This window comes from Croceitalea sp. P059, assembly GCF_031846365.1.
GTDB lineage: Bacteria > Bacteroidota > Bacteroidia > Flavobacteriales > Flavobacteriaceae > Croceitalea > Croceitalea vernalis.
Map to the genome: position 1 here is coordinate 818,755 of NZ_JAVRHW010000001.1, position 25,120 is coordinate 843,874.

At 34.3% G+C, this 25,120-nt stretch carries 25 protein-coding genes; 3 read left to right on the top strand and 22 right to left on the bottom strand.

Annotation, left to right across the window (positions count from 1 at the left end):
• Positions 1–18: 18 nt before the first annotated feature.
• Genes RM542_RS03645 through aspS form a run of 3 tightly spaced genes read right to left on the bottom strand, consistent with a single transcriptional unit; the run spans position 19 to position 3,170 of the window.
• Positions 19–852: a tetratricopeptide repeat protein gene (locus RM542_RS03645; RefSeq protein ID WP_311384352.1), complete on the bottom strand. Its 834-nt coding sequence runs from the start codon at positions 850–852 to the stop codon at positions 19–21.
• Positions 824–1,372: a hypothetical protein gene (locus tag RM542_RS03650; protein ID WP_311384353.1), complete on the bottom strand. Its 549-nt coding sequence runs from the start codon at positions 1,370–1,372 to the stop codon at positions 824–826. Before RM542_RS03650 ends, RM542_RS03645 begins: the two co-directional genes overlap by 29 nt.
• Before the next feature lie 49 nt (positions 1,373–1,421).
• Positions 1,422–3,170 (bottom strand): aspartate--tRNA ligase, encoded by a 1,749-nt coding sequence (gene aspS, locus RM542_RS03655; RefSeq protein ID WP_311384354.1) that lies wholly within the window; start codon positions 3,168–3,170, stop codon positions 1,422–1,424.
• Between the two features lie 291 nt (positions 3,171–3,461).
• On the opposite strand from aspS, the gene RM542_RS03660 reads away from it, so the two are divergent.
• Entirely contained in the window at positions 3,462–3,812 is a 351-nt protein-coding gene (locus tag RM542_RS03660; RefSeq protein ID WP_311384355.1) for a nicotinic acid mononucleotide adenyltransferase, read from the top strand.
• A 76-nt stretch (positions 3,813–3,888) separates the two neighbouring features.
• Here the strand turns inward: RM542_RS03660 and RM542_RS03665 are convergent, their stop codons facing one another.
• The 6 genes from RM542_RS03665 to RM542_RS03690 all read right to left on the bottom strand — a co-directional run bounded on the left by RM542_RS03665 (position 3,889) and on the right by RM542_RS03690 (position 11,714).
• A complete protein-coding gene (locus tag RM542_RS03665; protein ID WP_311384356.1) occupies positions 3,889–7,386 on the bottom strand; it encodes an efflux RND transporter permease subunit in 3,498 nt (1,165 codons plus the stop codon).
• Positions 7,379–8,563, bottom strand: a complete 1,185-nt coding sequence (locus tag RM542_RS03670) for an efflux RND transporter periplasmic adaptor subunit (RefSeq protein WP_311384357.1) — start codon at positions 8,561–8,563, stop codon at positions 7,379–7,381. The genes RM542_RS03665 and RM542_RS03670 overlap by 8 nt, the downstream gene beginning before the upstream one ends.
• A gap of 36 nt (positions 8,564–8,599) precedes the next feature.
• Entirely contained in the window at positions 8,600–9,931 is a 1,332-nt protein-coding gene (locus RM542_RS03675) for a TolC family protein (protein WP_311384358.1), read from the bottom strand.
• Positions 9,932–10,537, bottom strand: a complete 606-nt coding sequence (locus RM542_RS03680; protein WP_311384359.1) for a TetR/AcrR family transcriptional regulator — start codon at positions 10,535–10,537, stop codon at positions 9,932–9,934.
• Between the two features lie 223 nt (positions 10,538–10,760).
• Entirely contained in the window at positions 10,761–11,177 is a 417-nt protein-coding gene (locus tag RM542_RS03685) for a hypothetical protein (protein ID WP_311384360.1), read from the bottom strand.
• A 6-nt stretch (positions 11,178–11,183) separates the two neighbouring features.
• The gene (locus tag RM542_RS03690; protein ID WP_311384361.1) at positions 11,184–11,714 is read right to left on the bottom strand and encodes an RNA polymerase sigma factor; all 531 of its coding nucleotides are present in this window, start codon (positions 11,712–11,714) and stop codon (positions 11,184–11,186) included.
• A 130-nt stretch (positions 11,715–11,844) separates the two neighbouring features.
• Here RM542_RS03690 and RM542_RS03695 point away from each other — a divergent pair, with 130 nt between their 5' ends.
• Positions 11,845–12,819: a polyprenyl synthetase family protein gene (locus RM542_RS03695; protein WP_311384362.1), complete on the top strand. Its 975-nt coding sequence runs from the start codon at positions 11,845–11,847 to the stop codon at positions 12,817–12,819.
• Here RM542_RS03695 and RM542_RS03700 read toward each other — a convergent pair.
• A complete protein-coding gene (locus RM542_RS03700; protein ID WP_311384363.1) occupies positions 12,816–13,955 on the bottom strand; it encodes a lycopene cyclase family protein in 1,140 nt (379 codons plus the stop codon). The two genes, RM542_RS03695 and RM542_RS03700, sit on opposite strands and share 4 nt — an antisense overlap.
• An 85-nt stretch (positions 13,956–14,040) precedes the next feature.
• Here RM542_RS03700 and RM542_RS03705 point away from each other — a divergent pair, with 85 nt between their 5' ends.
• On the top strand, positions 14,041–15,597 hold the full coding sequence (locus RM542_RS03705; protein ID WP_311384364.1) for an aryl-sulfate sulfotransferase: 1,557 nt from the start codon (positions 14,041–14,043) through the stop codon (positions 15,595–15,597).
• A 365-nt stretch (positions 15,598–15,962) separates the two neighbouring features.
• On the opposite strand, the gene RM542_RS03710 is transcribed toward RM542_RS03705, so the two are convergent.
• The 12 genes from RM542_RS03710 to RM542_RS03765 form a co-directional block, all read right to left on the bottom strand.
• Positions 15,963–16,616, bottom strand: coding sequence for an acetolactate decarboxylase (locus tag RM542_RS03710; RefSeq protein WP_311384365.1), 654 nt, complete (start codon positions 16,614–16,616; stop codon positions 15,963–15,965).
• Between the two features lie 142 nt (positions 16,617–16,758).
• Entirely contained in the window at positions 16,759–17,262 is a 504-nt protein-coding gene (locus RM542_RS03715; protein ID WP_311384366.1) for a hypothetical protein, read from the bottom strand.
• Positions 17,263–17,264: 2 nt separating this feature from the next.
• Positions 17,265–18,176: a helix-turn-helix domain-containing protein gene (locus RM542_RS03720; protein ID WP_311384367.1), complete on the bottom strand. Its 912-nt coding sequence runs from the start codon at positions 18,174–18,176 to the stop codon at positions 17,265–17,267.
• A gap of 9 nt (positions 18,177–18,185) precedes the next feature.
• The gene (locus RM542_RS03725) at positions 18,186–19,136 is read right to left on the bottom strand and encodes an SDR family oxidoreductase (protein WP_311384368.1); all 951 of its coding nucleotides are present in this window, start codon (positions 19,134–19,136) and stop codon (positions 18,186–18,188) included.
• Positions 19,137–19,365: 229 nt separating this feature from the next.
• Entirely contained in the window at positions 19,366–19,794 is a 429-nt protein-coding gene (locus RM542_RS03730; protein WP_311384369.1) for a VOC family protein, read from the bottom strand.
• 5 nt (positions 19,795–19,799) lie between these two features.
• A complete protein-coding gene (locus tag RM542_RS03735) occupies positions 19,800–20,438 on the bottom strand; it encodes a hypothetical protein (RefSeq protein WP_311384370.1) in 639 nt (212 codons plus the stop codon).
• A gap of 172 nt (positions 20,439–20,610) precedes the next feature.
• The gene (locus RM542_RS03740) at positions 20,611–20,733 is read right to left on the bottom strand and encodes a hypothetical protein (protein WP_311384371.1); all 123 of its coding nucleotides are present in this window, start codon (positions 20,731–20,733) and stop codon (positions 20,611–20,613) included.
• A 109-nt stretch (positions 20,734–20,842) separates the two neighbouring features.
• The gene (locus RM542_RS03745; RefSeq protein ID WP_311384372.1) at positions 20,843–21,547 is read right to left on the bottom strand and encodes a matrixin family metalloprotease; all 705 of its coding nucleotides are present in this window, start codon (positions 21,545–21,547) and stop codon (positions 20,843–20,845) included.
• 11 nt (positions 21,548–21,558) lie between these two features.
• On the bottom strand, positions 21,559–21,936 hold the full coding sequence (locus RM542_RS03750) for a DUF2200 domain-containing protein (protein ID WP_311384373.1): 378 nt from the start codon (positions 21,934–21,936) through the stop codon (positions 21,559–21,561).
• A gap of 184 nt (positions 21,937–22,120) precedes the next feature.
• Positions 22,121–22,597 carry a cupin domain-containing protein gene (locus RM542_RS03755; RefSeq protein WP_311384374.1) on the bottom strand — a complete coding sequence of 159 codons (477 nt, stop codon included), beginning with the start codon at positions 22,595–22,597 and terminating at the stop codon, positions 22,121–22,123.
• A gap of 104 nt (positions 22,598–22,701) precedes the next feature.
• The gene (locus tag RM542_RS03760; RefSeq protein WP_311384375.1) at positions 22,702–24,399 is read right to left on the bottom strand and encodes an amidohydrolase; all 1,698 of its coding nucleotides are present in this window, start codon (positions 24,397–24,399) and stop codon (positions 22,702–22,704) included.
• Positions 24,400–24,521: 122 nt separating this feature from the next.
• Positions 24,522–25,037, bottom strand: coding sequence for a hypothetical protein (locus tag RM542_RS03765; protein ID WP_311384376.1), 516 nt, complete (start codon positions 25,035–25,037; stop codon positions 24,522–24,524).
• Between the last annotated feature and the right edge of the window lie 83 nt (positions 25,038–25,120).

Here is a 25,120-nt window from a genome sequence, read left to right on the forward strand (position 1 = left end):
AGCTAATGTTGTTTAAAATTAGCGCATTATTTCTGATTTTAATTCTTCAATATCAGATAAGTAGATTTGGCGTAATAATTCAACATAATGATAATTGTTATGAAAGCCAGAATTAAAATCAATCATAGCTTCGTTTATCATTTTCTGTGCTGCTTCTTTTTTGTTCTGAACTAATAGTATTTTGGCCTTGTAATATTTTGCGTCAGCAGTTTGTTTGAAGTATTGAATTGCTTTATTAAAATCTTTCATCGCTTTCTGATTATTTCCAGATTCGTAATGCGCGATTCCACGGTATAAAAAAGCTTCTAATTCAACCCAATCCTCTCCAGTATCTTCTGTTTCTTTTTTGATATGTTTATCCCAATAGGTTATGGAATTATCATAATCTTTTAATCCCAAATACGCAATGCCTCGCCAAAAATCTACACTATGCCCTTGTGGATAGTCAATATGTGTTGTTAAAGTGTCTGATGCGTTAAAGTCAGCAATGGCTTTTTTATAATCTCGATAGAAGTATAGGTACAGATAGCCCCGCCAAGGAACCCATGTTTTTGGGTCGTGTCTAACGGCTTTATTAAATTGAGGTAGCCATTTATGAGGCATCCCTCTTTTGAGATATGCAACTGAAAGCTCTCTTAAGGCCTCGGCATATGTGGTGTCCGCAGCAATGGCCTCTTCAATTCTAGTCATACTTTTTGGTGAACCCTGTGGTAAATGAGAACCATTTTTGAAAATTTCCTCAGCTAATTTTCTTTTCTCAAAAAGGTTTAGTCTATCAGTTGCTTGGCTACAGGAAAATACTCCTAAGACCACCAATAAGGGATTAAGGCAAAATTTCAGTAATTTCCCCATTTTCGATGCGATAAGAGACATACATATAATAGTTTAATGGTGTTCCTTTGTAATTTAATTTATTCCAATGTTTTTGATTTGATGTCAATATCAAAAGCTGGTCGACCATAGCTTTATTAAGTTCAGTCTCTTCTAAATCTAAGTTCATTTTAATTACCTCAAACCACCCAGCTTGTCCTTCACAATTCACTAGAAAACGAAAGTTTAGATACCCTGAATCTGAATAGTCTCTATTTTGATAAGAACTAAAGATGTTGTTTCTAAAAGTTTTTTTTGTTCCTGTAAATGCTCTGAAAGCAGCTCCATTATAAGTATACGCTATATGTTTATCTCCGCAAAGTTCGTGAGTATTATTTAGCTGCGCGTTTTCTTGGTCAATATAACCAATATAGTGTGGATATTTCTCTTTATCATCATCAAACCTGCCCCAGTATTTGTAGTAGCTGAATCCTAATACCCCTGCAACTGCAATAATAAATCCAATAAAAGTGACCAATAAAATTTTAACCCACTTTTTCATAGTCTAAAGTTAGCAAAGAAAAGAATATAACTTAAATGTTAGTATTTGCCTATAAATCCAACTTCAAGTGCAAGTCTTTTAATTGATCATCATCAATAATAGCTGGGGCATCAATCATCACATCACGCCCGCTATTATTTTTTGGAAATGCAATAAAGTCTCGAATGGTTTCTTGTCCGCCAAGAATGGACACTAATCTATCAAGCCCAAAAGCGATTCCTCCATGTGGCGGTGCGCCATATTGAAAAGCATCCATTAAAAATCCGAACTGACTTTTAGCTTCTTCTATAGAAAAGCCCAAATGCTTGAACATGATGGCTTGCGTTTCCTTGTCATGAATACGAATAGAACCTCCACCTATTTCATTACCATTAAGTACTAAGTCATAAGCATTAGCTTTCACTGCACCTGGATCAGTATCTAGTAACTCTAATTGCCCTGGTTTTGGCGAAGTAAATGGATGATGCATGGCATGGTAATGCCCAGTTTCTTCATCTAACTCTAATAATGGAAAATCAATTACCCAAAGTGGGGCGTATTCATCAGCTTTTCTTAAACCTAATCGCTCTGCCATTTCCATACGTAGGGCACTCAATTGTGCTCTAACTTTATTGGTATCTCCAGATAGCACACAAATTAAATCACCAGCATTGGCCTGTGTAACTTCTGCCCATTTAGCAAAATCTTCTTGGTTATAAAATTTATCTACCGACGATTTGAATGTACCATCGTCATTACAACGGCAATACACCATACCTAATGCACCAACTTGGGGTCTTTTCACCCAATCAATAAGTTTGTCAATTTCTTTTCGAGTATAACTATTTGCGCCAGGCACTGCTATACCAACAACCAATTCGGCCGAATTAAAAACTTTAAATTCTTTATGTTGAGCAACTTCATTGAGTTCTCCGAATTGCATTCCGAACCTAATATCAGGTTTATCGTTCCCGTAGGTTTTCATCGCATCGTCAAAAGTCATTCTTGGAAAACTATTGACTGCAACACCTTTAATTTCTTTTAATAGGTGTTTAGTTAAACCCTCAAACGTATTCAAGATATCTTCTTGCTCTACAAAGGCCATTTCACAGTCAATTTGTGTGAACTCAGGTTGTCTGTCTGCTCTAAGATCTTCGTCTCTAAAACATTTTACAATTTGAAAGTACTTATCCATACCACCAACCATCAAGAGTTGTTTAAAGGTTTGTGGGGACTGAGGGAGCGCATAAAATTGACCTTCATTCATTCTACTAGGTACAAGAAAATCTCGAGCACCTTCAGGAGTAGATTTGATGAGATAAGGAGTCTCTACATCAATAAAACCGGCATCAGAAAGATACTTGCGAACCTCCATAGAAACTTTATGTCTGAATATCAGATTGTCTTTAACCGGATTTCTTCGGATATCCAAATAGCGATATTTCATTCTGATATCTTCTCCACCGTCTGTCTCATCTTCTATAGTGAAGGGTGGCAGTATAGATTCGTTAAGCACTTTTAACTCAGAAACAAGCACTTCAATTTCACCTGTGGGTATATTGGGATTTTTAGAAGCACGTTCAATAACTTGACCTTTTATTTGAATCACGGTTTCACGACCAATAGTTCGCGCTTTTTCAAGAAGCTCTTTTGAAGTACGTTCTTCATCAAATACCAGTTGTGTAATGCCGTAACGGTCACGTAAGTCAATCCAAACAACAAAACCTTTGTCTCTAAGTTTATGAACCCAACCGCTTAATAAAACCTCTTTATTAATTTCAGATGCTCTTAACGCACCACAAGTAGTATCTCTATACATTATTCAACAAATAAGTTGCAAAGGTAATGAGTACAAATGTTATAAGTTGACTAACTAAACTTCGTTTTTTAGAATTTTAAAGGAAAAATTAACTGCATTTGATACCGATTTATTGACCATTCATACAATTTTATCAATTATCAGTATTTTATAAATTACTGATATACAGTGTTTAGTATTTATAATGTAAATTTAATGTTATGTAAAAGTTATCAAATAATTTATTTAATGTAAAATATTTGTATATTTGTATCGTTAATGTAAAGGAATGATGAATTAAAAAACATAATGATGAAGAGAAGTATTATTTTATTAGCAGTTTTATTTTCAGTTTGTACATATGCTCAAAACATAAAACCTACGTTTGAAAAAGAAGGCAAAATGGTAAAGGCCACATACTTTCACGAAAATGGTGAAATAGCCCAGACGGGTTACCTTTTAGAGGGAAAATTGCACGGACAATGGTACATGTATAGTGCTGAAGGCAAAAAATTGGCAACTGGAAAATATTTAAATGGCCAAAGAGCTGGTAAATGGTTTTTCTGGAAAGACGATATTTTGAAAGAAGTTGATTTTGAAGATAATCGTATAGCTTACGTAAAAAATTGGAATCAGTCAGAAATTGTTTCTGTCAATAAGTAAACCTTACTACTGTATTCAAAAAAGCCCTGACCAATTTATTGGTTAGGGCTTTTTAATTGTCTTAGAAGAGATTTTTCTACGCTGCTAAATCAACGTTCTCTTCCTTCGTATTACTAGATTTACCAAACCCTCTTAATCGTATTTTTAATCTATAAATAATATTAAAAAGTACAGGTACAATAATCAAGGTCAAAAATGTTGCTACAATTAGACCAAATATGACGGTCCAAGCTAAAGGCCCCCAGAAAATCACATTATCACCTCCCATATAAATATTAGGATTAAAATTGGTAAATAGAGAGAAGAAATCAATATTCAAGCCAATCGCTAGAGGAATTAATCCAAGTACCGTAGTAATAGCGGTTAAAATAACAGGTCTTAATCTCGCTTTACCTCCTTTTATGATAATATCAGTAACCTCTTCTCTAGAGACTAAATCTTTATCGTTCATACCTAGTTCTACCTTCTTTCTATCAATAAGTATTTGAGTGTAATCTAATAGTACAACACCATTATTCACAACAATGCCAGCAAGGGAGATAATACCCATCATAGTCATTAAAATAACGAATGACCAACCAGTAATCATAAGCCCTCCAAACACGCCAATAAAACTTAAAAATATAGCAATCATAATAATCACCGGCTTTGAAATACCTCCAAATTGAAAAATTAGAATGAGCATAATAAGTCCTAAACCTGAGAAGAAAGCACCTACTAAAAACGCCATTTGCTTATTCTGTTCTTCAATTTCACCAGTATAATCTACTTTCACACTCTCAGGTATTCCAGTAAAACTCTCCATTTCTTGACGTACTTGGTCTACAACAGCCGCTGGATTACCACCTGCTTTTAGTCCAGAATATAGTGTTACTACTCTGTTCCCATTTCTATGCTTTATTGCACTAAAACCTGATGAATTTTTTTGCGATGCAACCGCGGCAACTGGCACTTCCTTAATTTGGCCAGAAGCTTGATCTCTGAAAATGATATTTTGATTGAATAAGGCGCTCTGGTCGTAACGAATATCACTATTGAAGCGCACATTAATATCATAATCTTCTCCATCCTTCTTGTATACTCCGGCCTTTTCTCCGAACAACGACCGTCTCAATTGTTGACCTACTTGACCAACAGCTACGCCCAATTCACCAGCTTTTTCACGGTCAACTATCACCTGCATTGAAGGCTTGCTTTTATTTACATCTATTTTTAGTTCTTCAATAAAGGCAATATTCTTGGTGTTCAAGAAAGCCCTCATGTTCTCAGCGACATCAATCAGTTCATCATAGTTTTTACCTTCTATCTCAATATTTACTGGGTAACCTGCAGGAGGCCCGTCCGTATTTTTTTCTACTGAGATTGAAACACCAGGATATATACCTGTTAAAGCTTCCTGTACTTGACCTCTTAATTCTTCCGTATCAAGACCATTTCTATATTTGTATTCCCGCATAGAAACGGTGACTTTACCTCGATGTGGCATTTCTGAAGTTGAACCACCATCTGTTTGTGGATTACCAGCACCCTCACCAACCTGAGATACGGTGGATTCTACTAAATAATTATGTTCACCATTAGTATAGGTGTCTCTATTTACTACATCATAAACCCTATTTTCAATATTTTTAGTGAGCTTATTTGTTTTTTCAATTGATGTACCCTCAGGGTATTCAATGTAAACATAAATCTCGTTTGGCGTATTATCAGGAAAGAACTCGACTTTGGTTCTACCTGAACCTAAAGACATACCAAATAACATGAAAGTGCTAATTAATAAAAGCACCGTTAAACCAAAATACCAATAAACGTTTCTTCCCCTTAAAGCATGAGCAATTCTTCTTTCATACCAGTTTTCAAAACGTACCATGGTATTATTTTGAAACCGAGTGGCCCATTTTTTAAGTACATATTTATATACCCAAAACATGATAGCCGTGAAAATCATTAGTGTACCCAAACCTTTGTATGGGCCTCCAACGACCATAATAAATACGCCAATACCGGTCATAATACCAGTGGTGCGCATTAGTTTTTTTACAGGAATGTTCTTTTCACCAATCTCCATAAATTGAGACACCAACATTGAGTTCATAAAGATTGCAACGAAAAGTGAGGAACCTAAAACAACGGACAGTGTAATTGGGAAAAATATCATGAATTGACCAAAAATACCGGGCCATAAACCTAGAGGAACAAATGCTGCTACCGTAGTTACGGTTGAAATAATTATCGGATAAGCAATTTCACCAATACCCTTTTTGGCAGCCTCGGTTCTAGACATACCCTCGCTCATTAGTCGGTATACATTTTCTACAACAACAATACCATTATCAACGAGCATACCAAGGCCCATAATCATACCGAATAATATCATTGTATTCAAAGTGTACCCTAATAGGTTTAAGATCATGAATGACATAAACATGGACATCGGTATTGCAAAACCAACAAAAAGGGCATTTCTAAAACCTAAAAAGAACATTAAAACTGTTACTACCAAAAGAATACCAAAGATGATATTGTTTACAAGGTCTTCAACCTGATTTAAAGTTCGGTCAGAAGAGTCATTCGCTACAGAAATATTAAGTTCTGCAGGATAATAATTCTCTTGTGCTTCTTTTATAAGTTCACGAATTTGAGTAGTCGCGGCAATTGTGTTTTTACCTGATCGTTTTTTGATATCAAGCATTACTACACTTTTACCGTATTCACGGGCGAATGTAGTTTTATCCTCTTCTTCGAAGGTTACTTTAGCAATGTCTTTTAAATAAACCGCACCGTTATCTGATTTTACAACAAAATTCTCCAGCTCTTTAGGGTCTTCTATTTCACCCAAAACTCGAATTGTACGCCTTTGTTCAGTAGTTTTAATATTTCCAGCGGAAAGTGTCGTATTTCCATTTCCTATTGCACTTATGACATCTTGAAAGCTGATTTTAGCTGCCATCATTTTGTAAATATCTACAGCGACTTCAACTTCTTTTTCTTGAGCACCTCTAATATCAACTTCTTTAACTTCAGGTAAATTTTCTATTTCATCTTGTAAATATTCAGCAAACTCTTTAAGCTTTTCAACCGGATAATCCCCGGTAAAATTTACATTCATTATCGGGAAAGACTCTGCTAAATTCAAATCAAATACATTAGGCTCTACTTTTGCATTATTAAAAGTAGGCCAGTCTTCACTAGCTTTTTCACCATCTACTTCATCTTTGACTTTTTGCTTGGCCTGCTCTACAGTAATATCTTCATCAAATTCAACTGTAATAATGGAGTAGTCTTCTTGAGAAGTTGAGGTTGTTTCAACAACGTTACTTACATTTTTAAGCCTGTCTTCTAAAGGATCCGTAATTAATCGCTCAATATCCTCGGCAGTATTACCAGGGTAGGGGGTACTAACATAAATTTTAGTCTCTACAATTTCAGGATAATCTTCTCTTGGCATAGCTTGGTATCCAAGAAAGCCGATGTAAAGAAACAACCCAATCATTACATAAATGACCGATGGGTTGTCAATCGCCCATGATGATAAACGAAACTCTTTGTTTACATTTTTTTTCTGTTTACTCATCTGTACCTAGATTTAAAATTTTCACATTTTGCCCGTCTTTTACCGTTCTAGCTCCTTCGTCAATTAACAGATCGCCAGAATTAACACCAGACAGTACTTCAACCATTCTGCCTTGAGTTAGGCCAGTGGTTATTATTTGTCTTTTTACAGTTGCAACACCATCATCACCATCTTTAGTAGCAACATATAAATATTGATCACCGCCAGAATTTTCTGAGATAATTCCCTGTGGAATTAAAATAGCTTCTTCATTCGTATAATCATTTAGACTAACCTTAGCTGTCAAATTTGGTTTGATACTACCTGATTTATTAGGTACAGGAACTTCAATTGTAAATGCTCTATTATTAGGGTTAATAAAATTACCAGTCTGGCGGACAGCTGAAACAATGGTATCGCCTAACACAGGAAAGTAAACTTTTGCTTTTTTACCTTTTTTGATACCGTTTAAATAGCTTTCAGGTACTTCAACTTCCACGTACATGTCAGAAAGATTTACTATTCGAAATATCTCTGATCCGGGTCCCGGACTTACAACTGTCCCTTGGTCTTTAATCACGTTATCTACGATACCTGAAAATGGAGCTCTAATGGTAGACTTACCTACTTGACTTTCCATTTGCTTAACAGCACTAGTTTGGGCTTCATATTGCGTTTTTGCCTGTAGATATTGAATTTCAGAACCAATGTTTTGCTCCCAAAGACGTTTTTGGCGCTCAAAAGTTGTTTTGGCTAATTCCGCTTGTGTTCTCATTTGAGCTAGGGAACTTGAAAGGCCACCATCATCAATTGAAGCTAAGATTTTACCCTTACTAACTTTTTGCCCTTCTTTTACATAAACGCGATTAAGTGTTCCAGCCATTTCAGGATAGACCAATACATTTTGCTTTGTCATTACATCGCCCTGCAGTTCTAAATAATGATCAAACTGCTTCACTGATGCTTGATAGGTAGTTACTAGAGGTAATTTTGCATTATCATCTAAAACCATAATAACAGAATCAAGCAGTCTAACCTCTTTTTCTAGATTTTTTTGTTGATTCGTAATTTCAATTCTTTTAGCCCTTATTGTTTCGATATCACTAGAGGCTATTGCATCTGCCACTGAAGCATCTGAACCTCCACCGCAAGAAACGACTACGATAGCTATGGTTACTATTGATATAATTTTTTTCATGATAAAAAGGTTTTGTAATTGCTGTTTTTTGATTGATTATTGATTTAATACTATTTCAAGAGCAGTTTTACGATTAATGACATCGACCATTGATTGTAAATACTCTTGTTGAGTTGCATATAATTGTGTTTGTGCCTGACGTAATTCAAAACTAGTAGCCAATCCTTCTTTAAATTTGATTTGGTTTTTGTTTTCAATACGCTCAGCAAGCTCTAGATTTTGCTTTGAGGTTTCATATTCTTCAATTGATAAGGTGTAATCACTTTTTGCATTTTCAAGTTGTAGTCGGATTTGCTCTTGGGCCTCAGTTAATTGTGTTTTCGCTTTTTCTAAAGCAATTTTTGCTCGCTGGGTACTGGCGCTTCTCCCTAATGAACTAAAGATTGGTATGTTTAAATCTACACCTAGTATGGATGACTCAAACCACTGCTGACCTGAACTTAAAAAATTGAAATTATCGCTGAATGAGTTTCCACCATAGTTGACAAAAGCATTTAAAGAAGGTAATGCTCTACTCTTTGCCAATTTCAATTCAAAATAACGTTGCTCATTTAAGTTTTTGACCAACTTAAAATCAACATTATTTTCCATATTAAATTCAGAATCTAGTAAACCAAGGTTGATTTGTTTTTGAGTTAACTCATCTAAATTCTCCGTGAGAATGGTGTTTGATTCAATAGCAATACCCATTATCAAATTCAACATTTGCATGGTGATTTTTTTAAGGCGTATTGCATTTTTTAGTTGATTTTCTATAGATGAAAGTGTAATCTGTAACTGATCAACGCTTTCTTCATCACCAAGACCATTTTCGAACACTTTTTTAGTTTCAAAAAGGGTTTTTTCAAGGTTCTCTTTGTCTTTTTGGAGTATTGAAGCGCTTTCTTGTGCAAGTAGAACATTGCCGTAGGCTTCGACTACTGCCTTACGCACATCTAAATCTGTTTTTTCCTTGTTGTTTTGGCTATAACTTAAAAAAGTCTTTGTTGCCTGCACTCCAACAATATAAGAGCCATCAAATATTTGTTGTTTAAGAGTGGCTGTTGCATTGGCAGATTGAGCTTGACCAAAAACAACTTCTTGAAAAGTACCAGGCTCGCCACCAAAAAATTCAGCAGGAATCTGAGTTACTGGCTGAATTAACTGATTTTGATACCCGATAGCACCAGATATTTGTGGTAGCCCTGTTGCTATTGTTTCCCATTTTTGCTTTTGCGCGTCAATAATATCTCGCTCAGCATTTATAACGCTATAATTATATTCTAAGGCATAGGCAATAGCTTCGTCAAGGCTATAACCATTTTCTTGACTTTGTGCCCTCCAAAATAAGGAAGGCGCGATTACTAATAAAAGAATGATTGTTCGCATTTATTCTTGGTTTGAATTGATGATTGTGTTTAATATTTTTCGACCTTCTGGGGTGACAATTCCCCTAAGGTGATATTCTAAATAATCGTCCATAAGTTCTTTCATTGGGAACATTGTATTCGGAAATAGAATAGAATCTTTAATACTCGTTACTCCAGAAAAATATATTCTTACAACAAATTCGGGGTTGATATTCTGTCGATATATCCCTAAGTCCATGCCTCTTGTGACATTATCCATGATACAGGTTTGCATTAGCACAAATTGTTTCTGTTTGAGATTTTGATGAACAGTTGGATAATATTTTTGAAGCTGATATTCCGGTGATGATGCTTCGTTTTTTAAGTGGAGCATTACAAAGCGTTTTATTTCGTAAATCTCTTCAATAGGATTTTTTTGAAGGGTGCATATTTTGTCTATACCATCTGAAATATGCCAAAAGAGATTCATGGTAGTTTCTTCAACTAATTGCGTTTTATTCTCAAAATGAGAATAAATTGTTTTTTTGGATATAGCCATTTTGGCAGCCAAATCATCCATGGTAACACTCTTAAACCCGAGGTTTAAAAAAAGTTCAGTAGCCCTATCTAAGATTTTTTCCTTCATAAAATAGAGGCAAATTTAAGTTGGAAACTTTAAATACAAAAAAAGTTTCCAAGGTTTTACATTTTTTTAACTAATACTTAATTTTCACCTTTCACATCATAAACATCAACATTAAGAAAGCCAGATGATTCACTTTTGAGTTGAATTGTTGTTTTATGGCCTAAACTCCAGAAAAAAGCTTTGTGTTGAAACCTTCGCTTTTGTGATTTTTCGTGTTTGCCCTTCAATATTCCTGATTTTTTTCTTCTTTTCGTTTCAAGTAATTCTGAAAAGCTATCTCACCTTCTTCATTCCAAAATTCATCATAGTGCTTCCAATCTGAAAAATCATTTCTAATAACCCCACATTTTTTTGAACCAGATTTTTTCTTAGATTTTTTACTACTTCCTGGTCCATCACCCCCGCCAAAACCAAATATGATTTTTGCTAAAAGCAGAATTCCAACAGCCTGCCAATATCCAACAATGGGTAAGCCAAAAAGCTCTGGCATTAACCAGTTCCATAATCGCATAACGATGTACCCAACTAAAAAGGCAATGCCGATGCCTAGAATTATGAAAAAGAAGACCTTCACGACTTTTTTAACTCCTTCCTCTACATTTCGTTCAACGCTTTGTTTTATTCGTTCGTTATGTTCCATAATTATTTATTTTTTTGTTTCTAAATCTTTTAATAGTAGTGACATAGCTCTATGACGTCTAGACATTAATGTACCTTGTGGTATGCCTGTTTCTTCAGTAATTTCTTTATAAGTATATCCTTCAAAATCGACAGCAAGTATGATATCACGATGAGCTGGTTTTAAATTGAGTATTGCACTTTTTAAATTCTCTTTTAAGTATTCGGGATAATCATATTCTGTACTGCCATAGAATAAATCGGCAAAAGCTATCCATAAATTTTCTAGAGTATTTTCATCATATATGCGCTCTTTTTTAACTCTCATTACATCGATAATTTTGTTTCGAATTGCACCATAAACAAAACCTCCGATATTTTTTATAGGTAGAGCATCAATAGGTCTTGAAAATATTTTAAGAGCCACATCTTGAATAATATCTTCAGCATCACTTTCTGAGGTATAATCAATTTTAGAGCGTACATAGCCCTTGAGTGATTGATACTCTTCTTTAAAAAAGTCGTTTAAGTTATTTTTTGGTTCTTTTTTCGAAACCATTTTAGTTTTTCAATTGGCCTTCACCTATAAAGACGAAGGTTTTTAATTCTATTGCATTTTTCTTTAATCAATTTGACGCAGTTAAATACTATTTGTAACAATGGGTGTATTTTTGAATAAAATTAATTGCATGCAATCCATCGAGTTCTATAGAGAAGAATTTCTTTCCCATTTAGAAAAAAATATTATTCAAAAAGAACCTACCAACCTTTATCAGCCTATTACTTACATCTTAAATTTAGGTGGTAAGCGCTTAAGACCAGTGTTAACTTTATTAACTGCGGATCTTTTAAATGGAAATTATAAGGACGCTCTAGATGCAGCTATGGCTGTTGAGGTTTTTCATAACTTTTCATTGATTCATGATGACATAATGGATGATGCACCACTAAGAAGAGGTAAGATAACGGTGCATGAGAAATGGGATGTTAATACAGGGATACTTTCAGGTGATGCGATGTTAATACAAGCATATCAGCTTTTCGAAAATTATGAACCACAGGTTTTCAAAGAGCTTTTAAAGGTCTTTAGCCAAACAGCTATTGAAGTTTGTGAAGGTCAACAATACGATGTTGATTTTGAAACACGTGATGACGTAACCATACCAGAGTATTTAAAAATGATTGCTTATAAAACCGCTGTTTTGGTAGCAGCTGCTATGAAAATGGGAGCGATTGTTGCGAAGGCAAGTATTGAAAATCAAGTTTTGATTTATGAATTTGGAAAGAATTTAGGTATTGCTTTTCAATTACAAGATGATTATTTAGATGCTTTTGGTGATCCAAAAACTTTTGGTAAACAAGTAGGGGGTGATATTATTGAAAATAAGAAGACCTTCTTATATCTCAAGTCATTAGAGAAAGGAACAAAAGAACAACAAAAGCAATTACTAGACTTATTTTCAATTCAGCCAAAAGATGCAGCTTCAAAAATTGAGGCTATCAAAACAATTTTTACTGAAAGTGGAGCAGTAAGCGCTGCAAAAATTGAGATTGAAAAATATACCAATAAAGCTTTCAACGCATTAAACAATATTCAAGCTACAGAAGTACAAAAGAAAGTTCTGATAGCTTTTGGTCAGGATTTAATGAACCGAAATGTTTAAAAAAGACGAGAAAACAAGGCCTTTATAAAAGGAAATGGTTTAGGTGCCATCATTAGATTAATATCTTCAAAAACCGAAGTTTCTTCATCTAAAAATTTAAATATGGCCTGCGGTTTTCTTTTTTGAAATAAGGATTCAAATATAGATTGTCCCAAATGGTTATTGTGATACAAGATGTCTAGAAGCAGCAAATCATAAAACCAAAACCTACTTTTTGTGCTGAAACTAGAAATTGGTTTACCCTTTGTTAAATGAGTTATCAGGGCTTTTACATTTTTATTAGTTTTCATGAAGGTATAACCTGTACTAGCCTTTGCCCATCCACCTGCCATGCCAATATGGAATAGATGTTTTGAATTATGCTTATTGAAATTGTAACAGGTCATAGGTATACTACCCTGTTCGGTTTCTGTAATGGTATAAGTGCCTGCATTTTTAGCTATTAAATAGTCTTTAATGGCAGTTTCGTATTCCTGATTGGGCAGTAATTTTTCAGAGAACAAGGTATATTCTACTAGGGCCTCGGTCTCAGAAAATGGAAGCACATACATAAACCTTGTATTGCCTTTTTGAGCAATTGAAAAGTCCATAAAAGTGGCTTCATCGCTATTAAAAATAGGATACTCTGTTTTTACAAACCATCCTAGAAAATGTTGTTGTAATACAGGATATTTTTGTTTCGGGTTTAAATTTTTATAACTAAAAATACTATTGAATACCTGCTTTGATTCATAGGTATTTTTTACCGTAGTTACAATTGCATTTTCCTTGTTTTCATTTATTGAAATTACTTCTTCATGAAGTATTGTAATATTCGAAAATTTTTTAAGAGCAGATAAATAATGCTGATAAAAATCAATACCCTGAACCATTTTGTATTGGTATGGGGCAATCTTATATGATTGACTTAATTTTTTACCAGCAAAAAATATTTTTGGCCAAGTTTTATAAAGAATTTCATCAAAATCTCCATCACCTTGCTCCCAAAAGCACCAAGTACGATCATTAGTTTTTTTCTCGTCTTTATCGATTAGTAAGATAGATTTTTTAGTAAAAAAATCATTTTTTCCCATAGCATGCGCCAATAGTAAACCCGAGGCACCTGCGCCGATAATGATATAGTCGTAATTAGACATTTGTCAAAAATACGGAATCAAATATTGACAATTTTAGAAGAGATACGTATAGTTTTATTAACTTAATAAAGTAAAAAAAGTCGCTATGAATCGCAGATATTGGGTTGTTTTAGCCTTATTTATGTTTGTCCTTGCCTGCTCAGATGATAATATCGTTGACAATATGGACCCTGGGCCAGAGATAGACTCAGATATTATTGAAGAAATTAACGTACAACTCAACCCTTCTGGATATTCACCCTTAACTGCTCTTTTAAGCTTAAAGACTTCTGAAGAAGTTTTCGTGGAGGTTTCTGTTATAGGCAAAAACGGGAATGCTTCTACTATTAGTAATAGGTTCCAACAAGAAAACACAGTTTTTAATTTAGAAATATTAGGTCTCTATGCAAATCATTTGAATGAACTTCAGGTAGACCTACTTGACGCTAACGGCACGAGCCTAGAAACTCAAACAATAACTATACAAACTGCACCACTTATAGCTGATCTGCCTCAAATAAATATTGATGTGCCTTCTAAATCGTCATCACCAGAGTTTAATTTTGTGAACTATTTTGGGTTCAATCAAAATTTTAGACCGCAACGACCTTTTATTTTTGATCAGTTCGGTGAGATTCGTTGGTATTTGAATTTTATTTCTCATCCACAGCTGAACAATTTGTTTTACGATAATGGTATGACCCGATTACAGAACGGAAATCTTTTAACAGGTGATGGTTTTACGGGTAATATTCATGAAATTGATATGATGGGGAATCTTATAAATACATGGAGTTTACAGGGCAATGGTTTTCATCATCATGTTATCGAAAAACCAAATGGTAATTTATTAGTAACAATTAATGATATTAACAAAGCGACCGTAGAAGATGTAATAATTGAAATTGATAGAAGTTCAGGTGAATTCTCAAACACATGGGATTTAAATAATTCACTTGATAATACTCGAAGGGCTTGGCCGACTGATTTGGCCGATTTAAATTTTGATTGGTTTCATGCCAATGCGATTGAGTACAGTTCGACCGACGATGAAATTATAATATCAGGCCGTACTCAAGGTATTGTAAAATTAAGCGCTGAAAATGAAGTTAGTTATATTGTAGCTCCTCACAAAGAATGGAATACTTCAGGGAGTGGGATAGAACTATCTCAATTTTTGTTAACACCATTAGATGCTCAAAACCAAGAAATTACAGATGAAGATGTGTTACTAGGTAATACTAATCATCCTGATTTTGAATGGTCGTGGTACCAACATTCTCCGATACTTATGCCCAATGGAAATTTGATGATTTTTGATAATGGCGATAATAGAAATTACACCAATTTTGGTCCTTATAGCCGTGCTGTAGAATATGAAATTGATGAAGTGAACAAAACTATAAAGCAAGTATGGAGTTATGGTAAGGATAGAGGAGAAGAGACCTACGCTAGAATAGTATCTAAAGTAAGTTACGTTTCGGATAATAAATCTATACTATTTACGCCTGGTTCTTCGGTAGATAATGGTACAGCCGCTGGAAAAGTTGTAGAAGTGGATTATGCGACCAAACAAGTGATTTTTGAAGCGACTATTTTACCGCCAAGTACTGTCTTCAATATTAGTTTTCATAATGTTTTACGAATGCAGTTGTATGATTGATTAGTCCATCTTTTCATAGTCAACTTTAGCTTTGACCTGATTTTTTGAATTGGAATCAAGTACAATTCATGTTCTTAGAAGAGTATCAATCTTTTTAGTTCACCTTTAAGGATAGCTATAGCATTAAAATCTTCCCCAGCAAAAGGAATTATGGTTCCCTTTTTTCCTAGCTATTAACATACTTTGAGGTGGTTCAAGAATGAACTTAGTTTGAGCAAAAATTTTGTTTTATCCAAATAGTATTAGGCAAAAGCTAAAAGAAAAAATTTCATTAGAAGATGTTTTTAAATTGACGTTTAAAAACACCTTTTAAAATAGGTTAGGCTAATAAAGTTATGAAACGTTTGAACCACTAGCAATAGTTTTCACTTTTTTGGCAAATAGAGTTTCATGGTGTCGATTATCAATTCGTCAAGATGCCCCATTTTCTTTTCATCTTTTGTTATAAGGTGAAGATGTATATAAGAATCATGATGTGTAAAAATTCCTTTGTGTTCGGTAGAGAAAAACCCTATAATTTCAACTTGCACATTATTTAATTCATAATTAGTTTGTCCTTCATGTGCTTCTGTCGGAGATGTAACGATTGTACTACGTGGTAAATTTTGAATATGAATTATAGCTTTTGAAACTTTTCCTATTAGTTTAAAAGCTAAAGGTCGTTTAAATTCCAATGTTTTTTCGTTAATCAGTTTTTCAATGTCTTTAATGGTTTTAATACTAGAAGACAAGTTAATTTCTAACCAATCGTCTACATTGGTATAAACAAAAAAAGGTGCCCTTAAATCATAAGATTTTTCAACAATCATTGTGGAATCAGAGGTGACCCTTGAGACATAGCTTATACCATCATTAATTAACAATTCGCCCGTTAAGTAGCTTTCGGGTCCGAGCCCATATAACCCCTTTTTATCAGCAATGGTATCAATAGATATGCTTCCATTTAATTCTCCTTTCCACATTACATCTTTCATAGCTCCAATAATAATAATGTCAGAATAGTTATCATTAGATGCCATTTTTTTGTTTGGAGTATTACAACCAAGAATGCCAATCGTTAGAAGAATAAATAGTATTTGTCTTTTGAGCATATATCTTTTAGTCAAAATTAAAGCAAACCTTTTAAAAGGGTAAAGTTATTTTATTCTTCCATTTAACTTGTCATTGCTTTAGTACTAATTGTAATTGTTGATGATAAGCCTGAATGCGAGTATCGGCATTGCTATCCACGAACAAAATTACTATCATCATAGCAATCGTTGTAATGGCAGTTGCTTTCCAAATAGGTTTGTCAACAAAAATAATAAGTAGCGCTGCAACAACAATTAGCAGTGGTATTACTTTAAATACAATCGTTTTGTATTCACCCATTGACTTTTCAGTGCGGATAATCTCTGATTTTACAAATTCAGTGGGGTCTTCTTGGTAGGCCTCCTCAAAGCTTGTAATTCGTGATTTATTAGTGAAAAAAATACCAACTCCCACTGCTAAAATTAAGAGTCCAACTACTAATGTTGGTATGATATAGGCTTTGGCCATTTCGGTTTTGCCAAGCTGCCAAAAACCAACGCTTGCAATTAAAAATAAAATTGCGAAAAAGATGAAGAATCGTGCTGAGAAGACTTCAGATTTGGCCCACTCAGTCGCTATTTTTAGTATTTCCATATCTAATTTAATTTGTATTTTTCTCTATATTCGGTTGGACTGATACCTTCTTTCTTTTTAAATAACCGTGAAAAATAGGGTGGATATTCAAAGCCCAATTCATAGGCCACTTCAGCAATGGTTTTGTTAGGCTTAAGTAGCTTATTCTTAGCCTCATCAATAAGATACAATTGTAAATGCTCTGTCGCGGTTTTACCTGTTTCTTTTTTTAAGGTATCACTCAAATAACGCTGAGATACTGATAGGCTATCGGCTACTTTTTTGATACTTGGAATACCAGAGTTCAAAAACTCGTCGGCATCAAAAAATTCGGATAACTGCCGATTAAACTGCTCTAGTAAATCATTAGAATATTCTTTTCTATTTAAAAACTGTCTTTCATAAAATCGATTCGCATACTTCAATAAAGTATTGAGTTGTGAGATGATGATTTCTTTACTGAATTCGTCTTGATTATTTTGATATTCTAACTCAATACTAGCGACAATGGTTTCCATCTGCTGTTCCTCTTTGGGCGATAAATGCAGGGCTTCATTAACTGAATATGAAAAGAAGCCATATTTTTTGATTTGTTGTGCTAGTTCGGTTCCCTTTAAAAAATCTTCATGAAAGTTGATAGAAAATCCTTTCTGTTCAAAAACAACACTATTGTCCCATTGTAAAACTTGTCTTGGAGCAAGAAAAATTAAAGCACCATTGGTGAAGTCATATTTTGTTCTTCCATAGTTTACCTCACCTTTGACCACTTTTTTCAAACTAATAGAATAACAATCGTTGGTAATTGGAGGTGAACTTTCTTTAGGGCAGGGGAGAAAACCATCACCCCATTCAGCAAAAACACTTAACATTGGATGCTCTGGTGGAGGCAATTCAAGGTATTTTAAATACGCTGATAAGGTTTTAAAGTGCTCCATATAGCTAATTTATATATTCCATTTAAAACTTGTTGCCTTTTCAGACAAGGTCCAAAGTTTTTCCATGACTGGTTTGTCTTTTGCGTGTGGTTCTAAATGACATTCACCAACTGGACCTTTAAAGTAGCCGCGACCAGTAGGGCCATAAAATCCGTCTTGATTTAAATTTGATTCTGTAGCACACATCAATTCAGGATAAGCGCCTTTTTCAGCCGATTGAACCAGAGGCGATAATTTCATGAGTTGCCAAACAAAACGCGTCATTAAGCCACCACTAGTTTTAATTAAAGATGTTCTCGATGCACCTGGATGACAAGCGTAGACCTTGACATTGTGCTTACCCATTTTTTTCAAACGGTCCTGTAGCTCGTACACACACATTATCTGCGCTAATTTACTTTGGCTGTAAACACCATTGGGGCTATAGTTAGTATCCCAATTCATATCATCGAATTGTATGGTTTTAATCCCAAGATTATAACCCATACTTCCTACGGTCACTATACGCCCTTTTGATGCCTCAATTCGTGGGTAAAGTAATCCCTGAAGTAAAAAATTACCGTAATGGTTAACACCTAATTGACTTTCAAAACCATCAACAGTAAAGGTTTGTTTTGGCACTTGTGCAATAGCCGCATTACAAATTAGGCCGTCAATTTGAGGAACAGTATTGAGCACCTCTTCAGCTGCTTTTTTTACTGAAGCCAGTTCAGCCAAATCCATTCGAATATTTGTTATGTTAATATTAGCACCAAGTTCTTGTTTTAAAGCGGTAATGGTGTTTGCCGATTTTTCCGGGTTACGATTGAGCATAACAACTTTTGCCCCTTTTGACAGTAATATTCTTGTGGCCTCAAAGCCTGTACCACTTGTAGTACCAGTAATAACAAAAGCCTTTTCATTTAAATCACTAATTCTTTCAGGCGTCCATCCTTTTTTACCAAATTGAGTTGTCTTCATTAGTTCTTATTTTATGTTTCAAAGAATAAGACAAAGGTAGATTTGTTGAGGTCTATAGATGATATACAAATTTTCGAATATGTGATACTTTTTAGTTTGTCCTAGCTCAAGACTTTAAGCATTCTTAATTGCTATTTGCAGTCCTGTGGTATGATGGTTCATAACGGAACGATTTGAATTATTTGAAATTGAAAGTTCTTTAATTTCCAGTGCTGATGATACTTATATATTATTCAGTAAGTAAAAATTGCCAAGACACACCAAATTTATCTTGACACCATCCAAATTTTTCACCAAAACCATAGTCTCCTTCACCTTTGTAGTTTTCTAGTGGCATCATTACTTGCCCATCATTTGAAGAAATTTTATCATAAAGTGATTGAATCAAATCGTTAGCATTGTCGCTTATTAAAATTGAAACAGCGGGTGTAAAGGACCATGCATGATTATAATTACTCTCAGATACCATATATTCACTTCCGTTTAAGGAAAACACGCCATATTTAATCAATTCGGGGGTACCTCCAGGTTCGCCATCTGCGTATTTAGTAATGCTTTTTATTTCTGAATTTGGAAAGATGGTGGTATAGAAGTTTATGGCTTCTTCAGCCTTACCACATTGGTTGCCTACAAAGGTCAAAAATGTTGTTGTTATCATAATACTTATTCTAATAGTTTGACGTTTCTATAAGCTCCTTTCGAATTGAAGCCAGACCAAAGTCCAATTTTGTCTGAAACTTGTTTTTCCAATCTGTTCACATGTAATAATTCCGTATTTGTTTTTTTGTCATATACATAAACATGGTCTTCGGTAATTTTTATGATAATGCTAAACCAATCATCAGGTGACGGAGCATTTGCATATTCTGCTTCGTAAATTCCCTCGTGGTTAGTTCTTAAATATCTCCATGTATTTTTTGGATGACTTATGTATTGAAGGGAATGTTCTCTTCTAATTAATTCGTCAGATTTAAAATTAAAAGGTCTAAAATATATGGCTTCATAGGTAGAGTCATTTTGAATATTAAAGGCCACTCCAACAAAGCTTTTCCCCGGATTATTCTCTCCTTTAATATCTAAGTCTATAGCACCTGTTACAAAGCTTTCATTTTTAAGAATAGCCATTCCGTCACCCATTTTATTAGTTAAGGTAAGTGTACTTTTTATGTTCTCCTCCGATGCTCCAATATCTCTATTTACGACCATCAAATTATCGGTACTTAGGTCAAGATTGTTTTGAGCTTTTGAAGTAAATAGTGATACGAATACAGTCGCCGTAGCAATTAAAGTTTTGTTTTTCATGTTGCTGTTTTTTGATGAATTTGAATAAATGATCCCTACTTTTTAAGCTGTGATTTAGCAGCTTCTTTTTAAAGTTAGCAAAAAGAGCTCAAGTTTGGTTTCTATTGTGATTTCTTTATCACCGCACAAATCGCTCTGCTACAAATTATTGCAAAGATTGTTAAGAGCTTTTTTATTTCAATATTTTCACAATACGGTCAATAGAAATCTTAGATAAGTTCCAATCATATGCCTCAAAATCAGTTATATTGATAAATTGAACGACAACTTCAGCTATCCCTTTACCAAAATCCATAGGACAAATTACAAGGAGCCTATTGATGCACCAATAAATAATATTCTAAGTGGTTGTTTGATTTTCTTTTTACTCTTATGAAACTTATCAATTAAATCGTTTCAGTAGGTTATTTTTCTCCATAGATTTCAATGATACCCATAGTGTCACCTGTCTGTAGGTCTTGAAAATTAAAATTAGAGAAATCAGGATTCATAACATTTTCGGTACCGACATGCCCTAATCCTAAAACATGGCCAATCTCATGTAAAGCAAAAATGTAAAATGAATTACAATCGTTGATTCCTAAATCTGATTGAATAATTACGTTTCCAGAAAGATTACCACATAAATTGTCAGGATAGTTAGGGTAACCTATCCCACCTTGAATAATGTCTGCAGTATAAAAACGAATATCGGCAATACTATTCTCAGGTAGTTCTTCAAATTCAATAGCAGCAATTTTGGCCCAAGATCCAAGAGCATTTCGTATTTCTGTTTTTGCACACGATAAAATGTCATTAAAAGAGTTACTTGGCAAATCTATTTGACGATGGGTATTAATAAGGCCATTTTCTTCTTGAAAACTATAAGTTACCACTCCGCCACTCGAGGCAGGTCCTTGGGCGTCATATCCTGATTGCGAAAAAGAACCGTCTGCTCCCCATTTAAATCCGAATAGGCAGTAATTTCCATTCCCGTTAATACATGCGCTTAATTGTGAATTACAGAGGGCAAAATCACCGGAAAGATTTATTGGGCTTGGGTCTTCATTTTCTTGTTCTTTTTTGCATGAAAAAAATAATATCAAAGCAAACAAAAAATAAATTCTCATAGATGATATTTCTATTTCTTTTCAACTCGTAAAATCTTTTCCATTTTACGACCTTTTGCGAGTTCATCAATTAGCTTTTCCATACGCCTACATTCTTTGTAAACTTGAAATTCATCTTCTATTTCTTCAATTCTATAACCACATACAACCCCTTTAATCATGTGAGCATTCGGATGAATTTTTGCCTGTTCAAAAAACGTTCTAAATGTTACTTTTTCCTTAATAAGTGCTTGTATTTTGGCCTCATCAAAACCAGTGAACCATTTTAATACTTGATGAAACTCTTCTCTTGTTCTGCCTTTTTTTTCCAATTTATTCCAGTAGAGGGGATAAATAGATGCAAAAATCATATTGGCAACTTTTTCATTTTTTTCAGCTGTAACCTTCATTTTTTGTCGATTTAAAATTAGAGCTAATGGTCTGGTATATGACTGATGAGATAAGTATCAAAAGACTTTTCATCCCAAGCACAAACCTTTTTATAAAGTTATGAAATTTCACTGCAATTTTTTACGACAACCCTTGTACACTAAAGTGAATTCAAATTCTAGCTTCTTAAAACTTAATCTACCATCAATGAGTTTTTGTATTTTCAGCAACCCTATCATAATATTCTTGTGTTACAACTTCGGTCCATGTTGTTGGTTGTCCACCGCCGTATAACGCCAAATAGGTTACATCATTAAACTTGGTCGAGGAGTGCCAATGTTCAATATCTTTTTCGCATTTAATGACATCGCCTGTTTTGAGAATAACGGGTTCTTTTCCTTTTTCTTGATAATAAGCTTCTCCATCAACAATGATTAAGACTTGTGCAGAACTATGTTTATGCCAATCTAATGTCGAGTTCGCTTTAAACGTTGCTTTAATTATGTTATAACCTAATTCAGTATCATCATGTAAAATGGCATTTAACCAAGCCTCTCCAATATAATGGGTATTTGGCGCCTTGTTACCAGCCGTAAAATATGATGAAACTTTATATTCAGAATTTTGCGCAAACACGGATAATGAGCTTACTATAAACAGTGTTAAAACGGAGTATTTCATTATATAATACTTTAAGAGGTTATTCTTTATGTTTTTACTAATGATGGAATTTTTTATGAGCTTAAATAGCTAAAGGTTATACTTGAAACCCGCGTTGATACTAGTCATTTTTCAAAAATAATTTTACCTTCTTTTATGGTTTTTAATACTTCAATATCTTTAATGTTTTCTGGCTCAACTTTTAATGGGTTTTTATTTAAAATAACTAAGTCGGCTAATTTTCCATTTGCTAGACTTCCTTTTTTATCTTCCTCATAATGTTGGTAAGCAGACCATATGGTTATCGCTTGTAATGCTTCATAAGGTGTTAATCTTTCTTCAGGACCAATCACTTTACCCGAACGAGAAGTTCGCTCCACAGCGGTCCATAAAACACGCATAAGATTAGGTAAAGCAACTGGTGCATCTGTATGAATAGTAATATCCATACCTTTATTTAGAGCAGATTTCACAGGGCTTATATTTTGAACTAACGAATCACCTATTAACTGCGTATGCCAATCTCCCCAATAAAAGGTGTGTAATGGAAATAGAGATGCAATCATTTTCATTTCTTTAGCTTCATCTAGTTGGTCGTCACGGATATATTGCCCATGAATAATTACGTCACGCCTATCATCGTTGCCATACTTTTCTTTTAAAGGTTTCATAGTTCTTATAAGTTGGTCAACTGCCGCATCACCATTGGTATGGGATAAAATTTGCCAATTATTTTTGAACCCCTTTTCAAATATTGATGTTAGAACGCTATCATTCGGAATGGCGGGATACCCACTGTAATCGTGAGGCATTCCCTCTGGCGGAATCAAATAAGGTTCTGTTCTCCAGGCAGTTCTGCCTTGTGGCGAACCATCCAAGGTAACTTTCATACCACCTATTCTATATTTATTCGTGTAATTTTTACTATTCCATTTACCGTCCATATAGTCATCGACGAACATATAATCTATGTAGCTAACTACATCTATTTTAAATTTATTATTTTCTGCCATAGCAGCGAGCATTTCATGATTTTGCATAGCCCTTCCTTCTTGTGCAGTGGTATAGCCGTATGATAAAGCCATTTCTTGACCGGCTTCGAAAAACTTGGTTATAGCTTCTTGTGATTTAGGCGCTAAAGCTTGCATCATATATGGTATGGCAGCTAATTCTTCTAAAACCCCATTTGGTTCCGTAGAGTTTTTTTCACGTCTAATAATACCGCCTTTGGGATCTGGGCTTTTATCATCTATACCTAATAGCTCTAATCCTTTTGAATTGACCACAACAAAATGGCCAGAAATGTGCATTATCATTACCGGAAATTCTGTACTTACTTTATCTAAATCATGTTTAGTGGGAAATCGTTTTTCTTTCAAGACCGAATCATCAAAACCGGTACCAAATATCCAACCCGTAAGAGCTCTATTCTCAGGAGTGTTCCATTCTTCTAAAACGGAGATTAGCATATCAATGTCGTCAACATTGGCATCAGGTGAGGCCAATAAAAGTGCACCAATAGCCTGCGCTCCATAATTTGCAAAATGACAATGACCATCTATAAAACCAGGCACCAGCGTTTTTCCTTCTAGGTTTATCATTTGGTGATCTTTACCTGCGATTGTCATTGCTTCATCACTCGAACCCGTAAAGATAATTTTCCCTTCTTTTTCGACAATTGCTTCAACGTAATTTGGGCTTTCGCCAACCATGGTAATAATATCACCATTGTAATACACTGTTGCCTGACTCATTTTTTCAGGCTCCGCGCAAGAAGTTAAAAAGGTTATTATAAATATTAAAGGCAATATTTTTTTTAACATTAGTATAAGTTTTTTAATCAGCGATATAGTATAAGCTCCTGATTCAAGTTTTGAAATCGATACATGTTAAAAATAGGAATTATTCTTTTTGTTAAGTAACTAAGGTTAAATTGTAGGTTTTTTTATTGATTTTGGACAAAGCCATAAATAGTGGTTTGCATACCCGCAATTTTCCATTCTCCATCAACTTTCTCCATGAGTCTAGTCTCGCGTTTTAAGCCACGCAATGAATCTTGTTGTTCATAAGTAACCCAAGCTCCATTACCATAGAGACGAACATTAATTTCGTTTAATAGTTCTGGCATTGGTTCAGGTTCAGGATGTTCTTCAATAAAGGTTTTTACGAATTGGCTTATTTCGTTCCAGCCAATTGATTCGGTAAAAGTATTTTCAGGAAAATCGATATAAGTTTTCGTTATGCTAGGGTCATGAACCCAATTTTTAGTCCAAGCTTGATAATCCCGCTGAAAAGCCGCCGTAGTTTCATTATTTAATGTTTCCAAAATGGCTTCTTTCTCTTGCTCAATATTTATTCCTTCATTTACGATTTTTTCAGCTCCATTATTTTTGTCTTTTTTACAACCTGCTGCAAATAGAAGACCTAAAAATGTGAAACTTATTAAATTTTTAATTGTCATAATAAATTTTTTCAGCTTTTTGCTAACGATTAAGCTATGATTTCCAGCTGTAGCAAATCCAGCCGTTAATTATATCTAGGTTT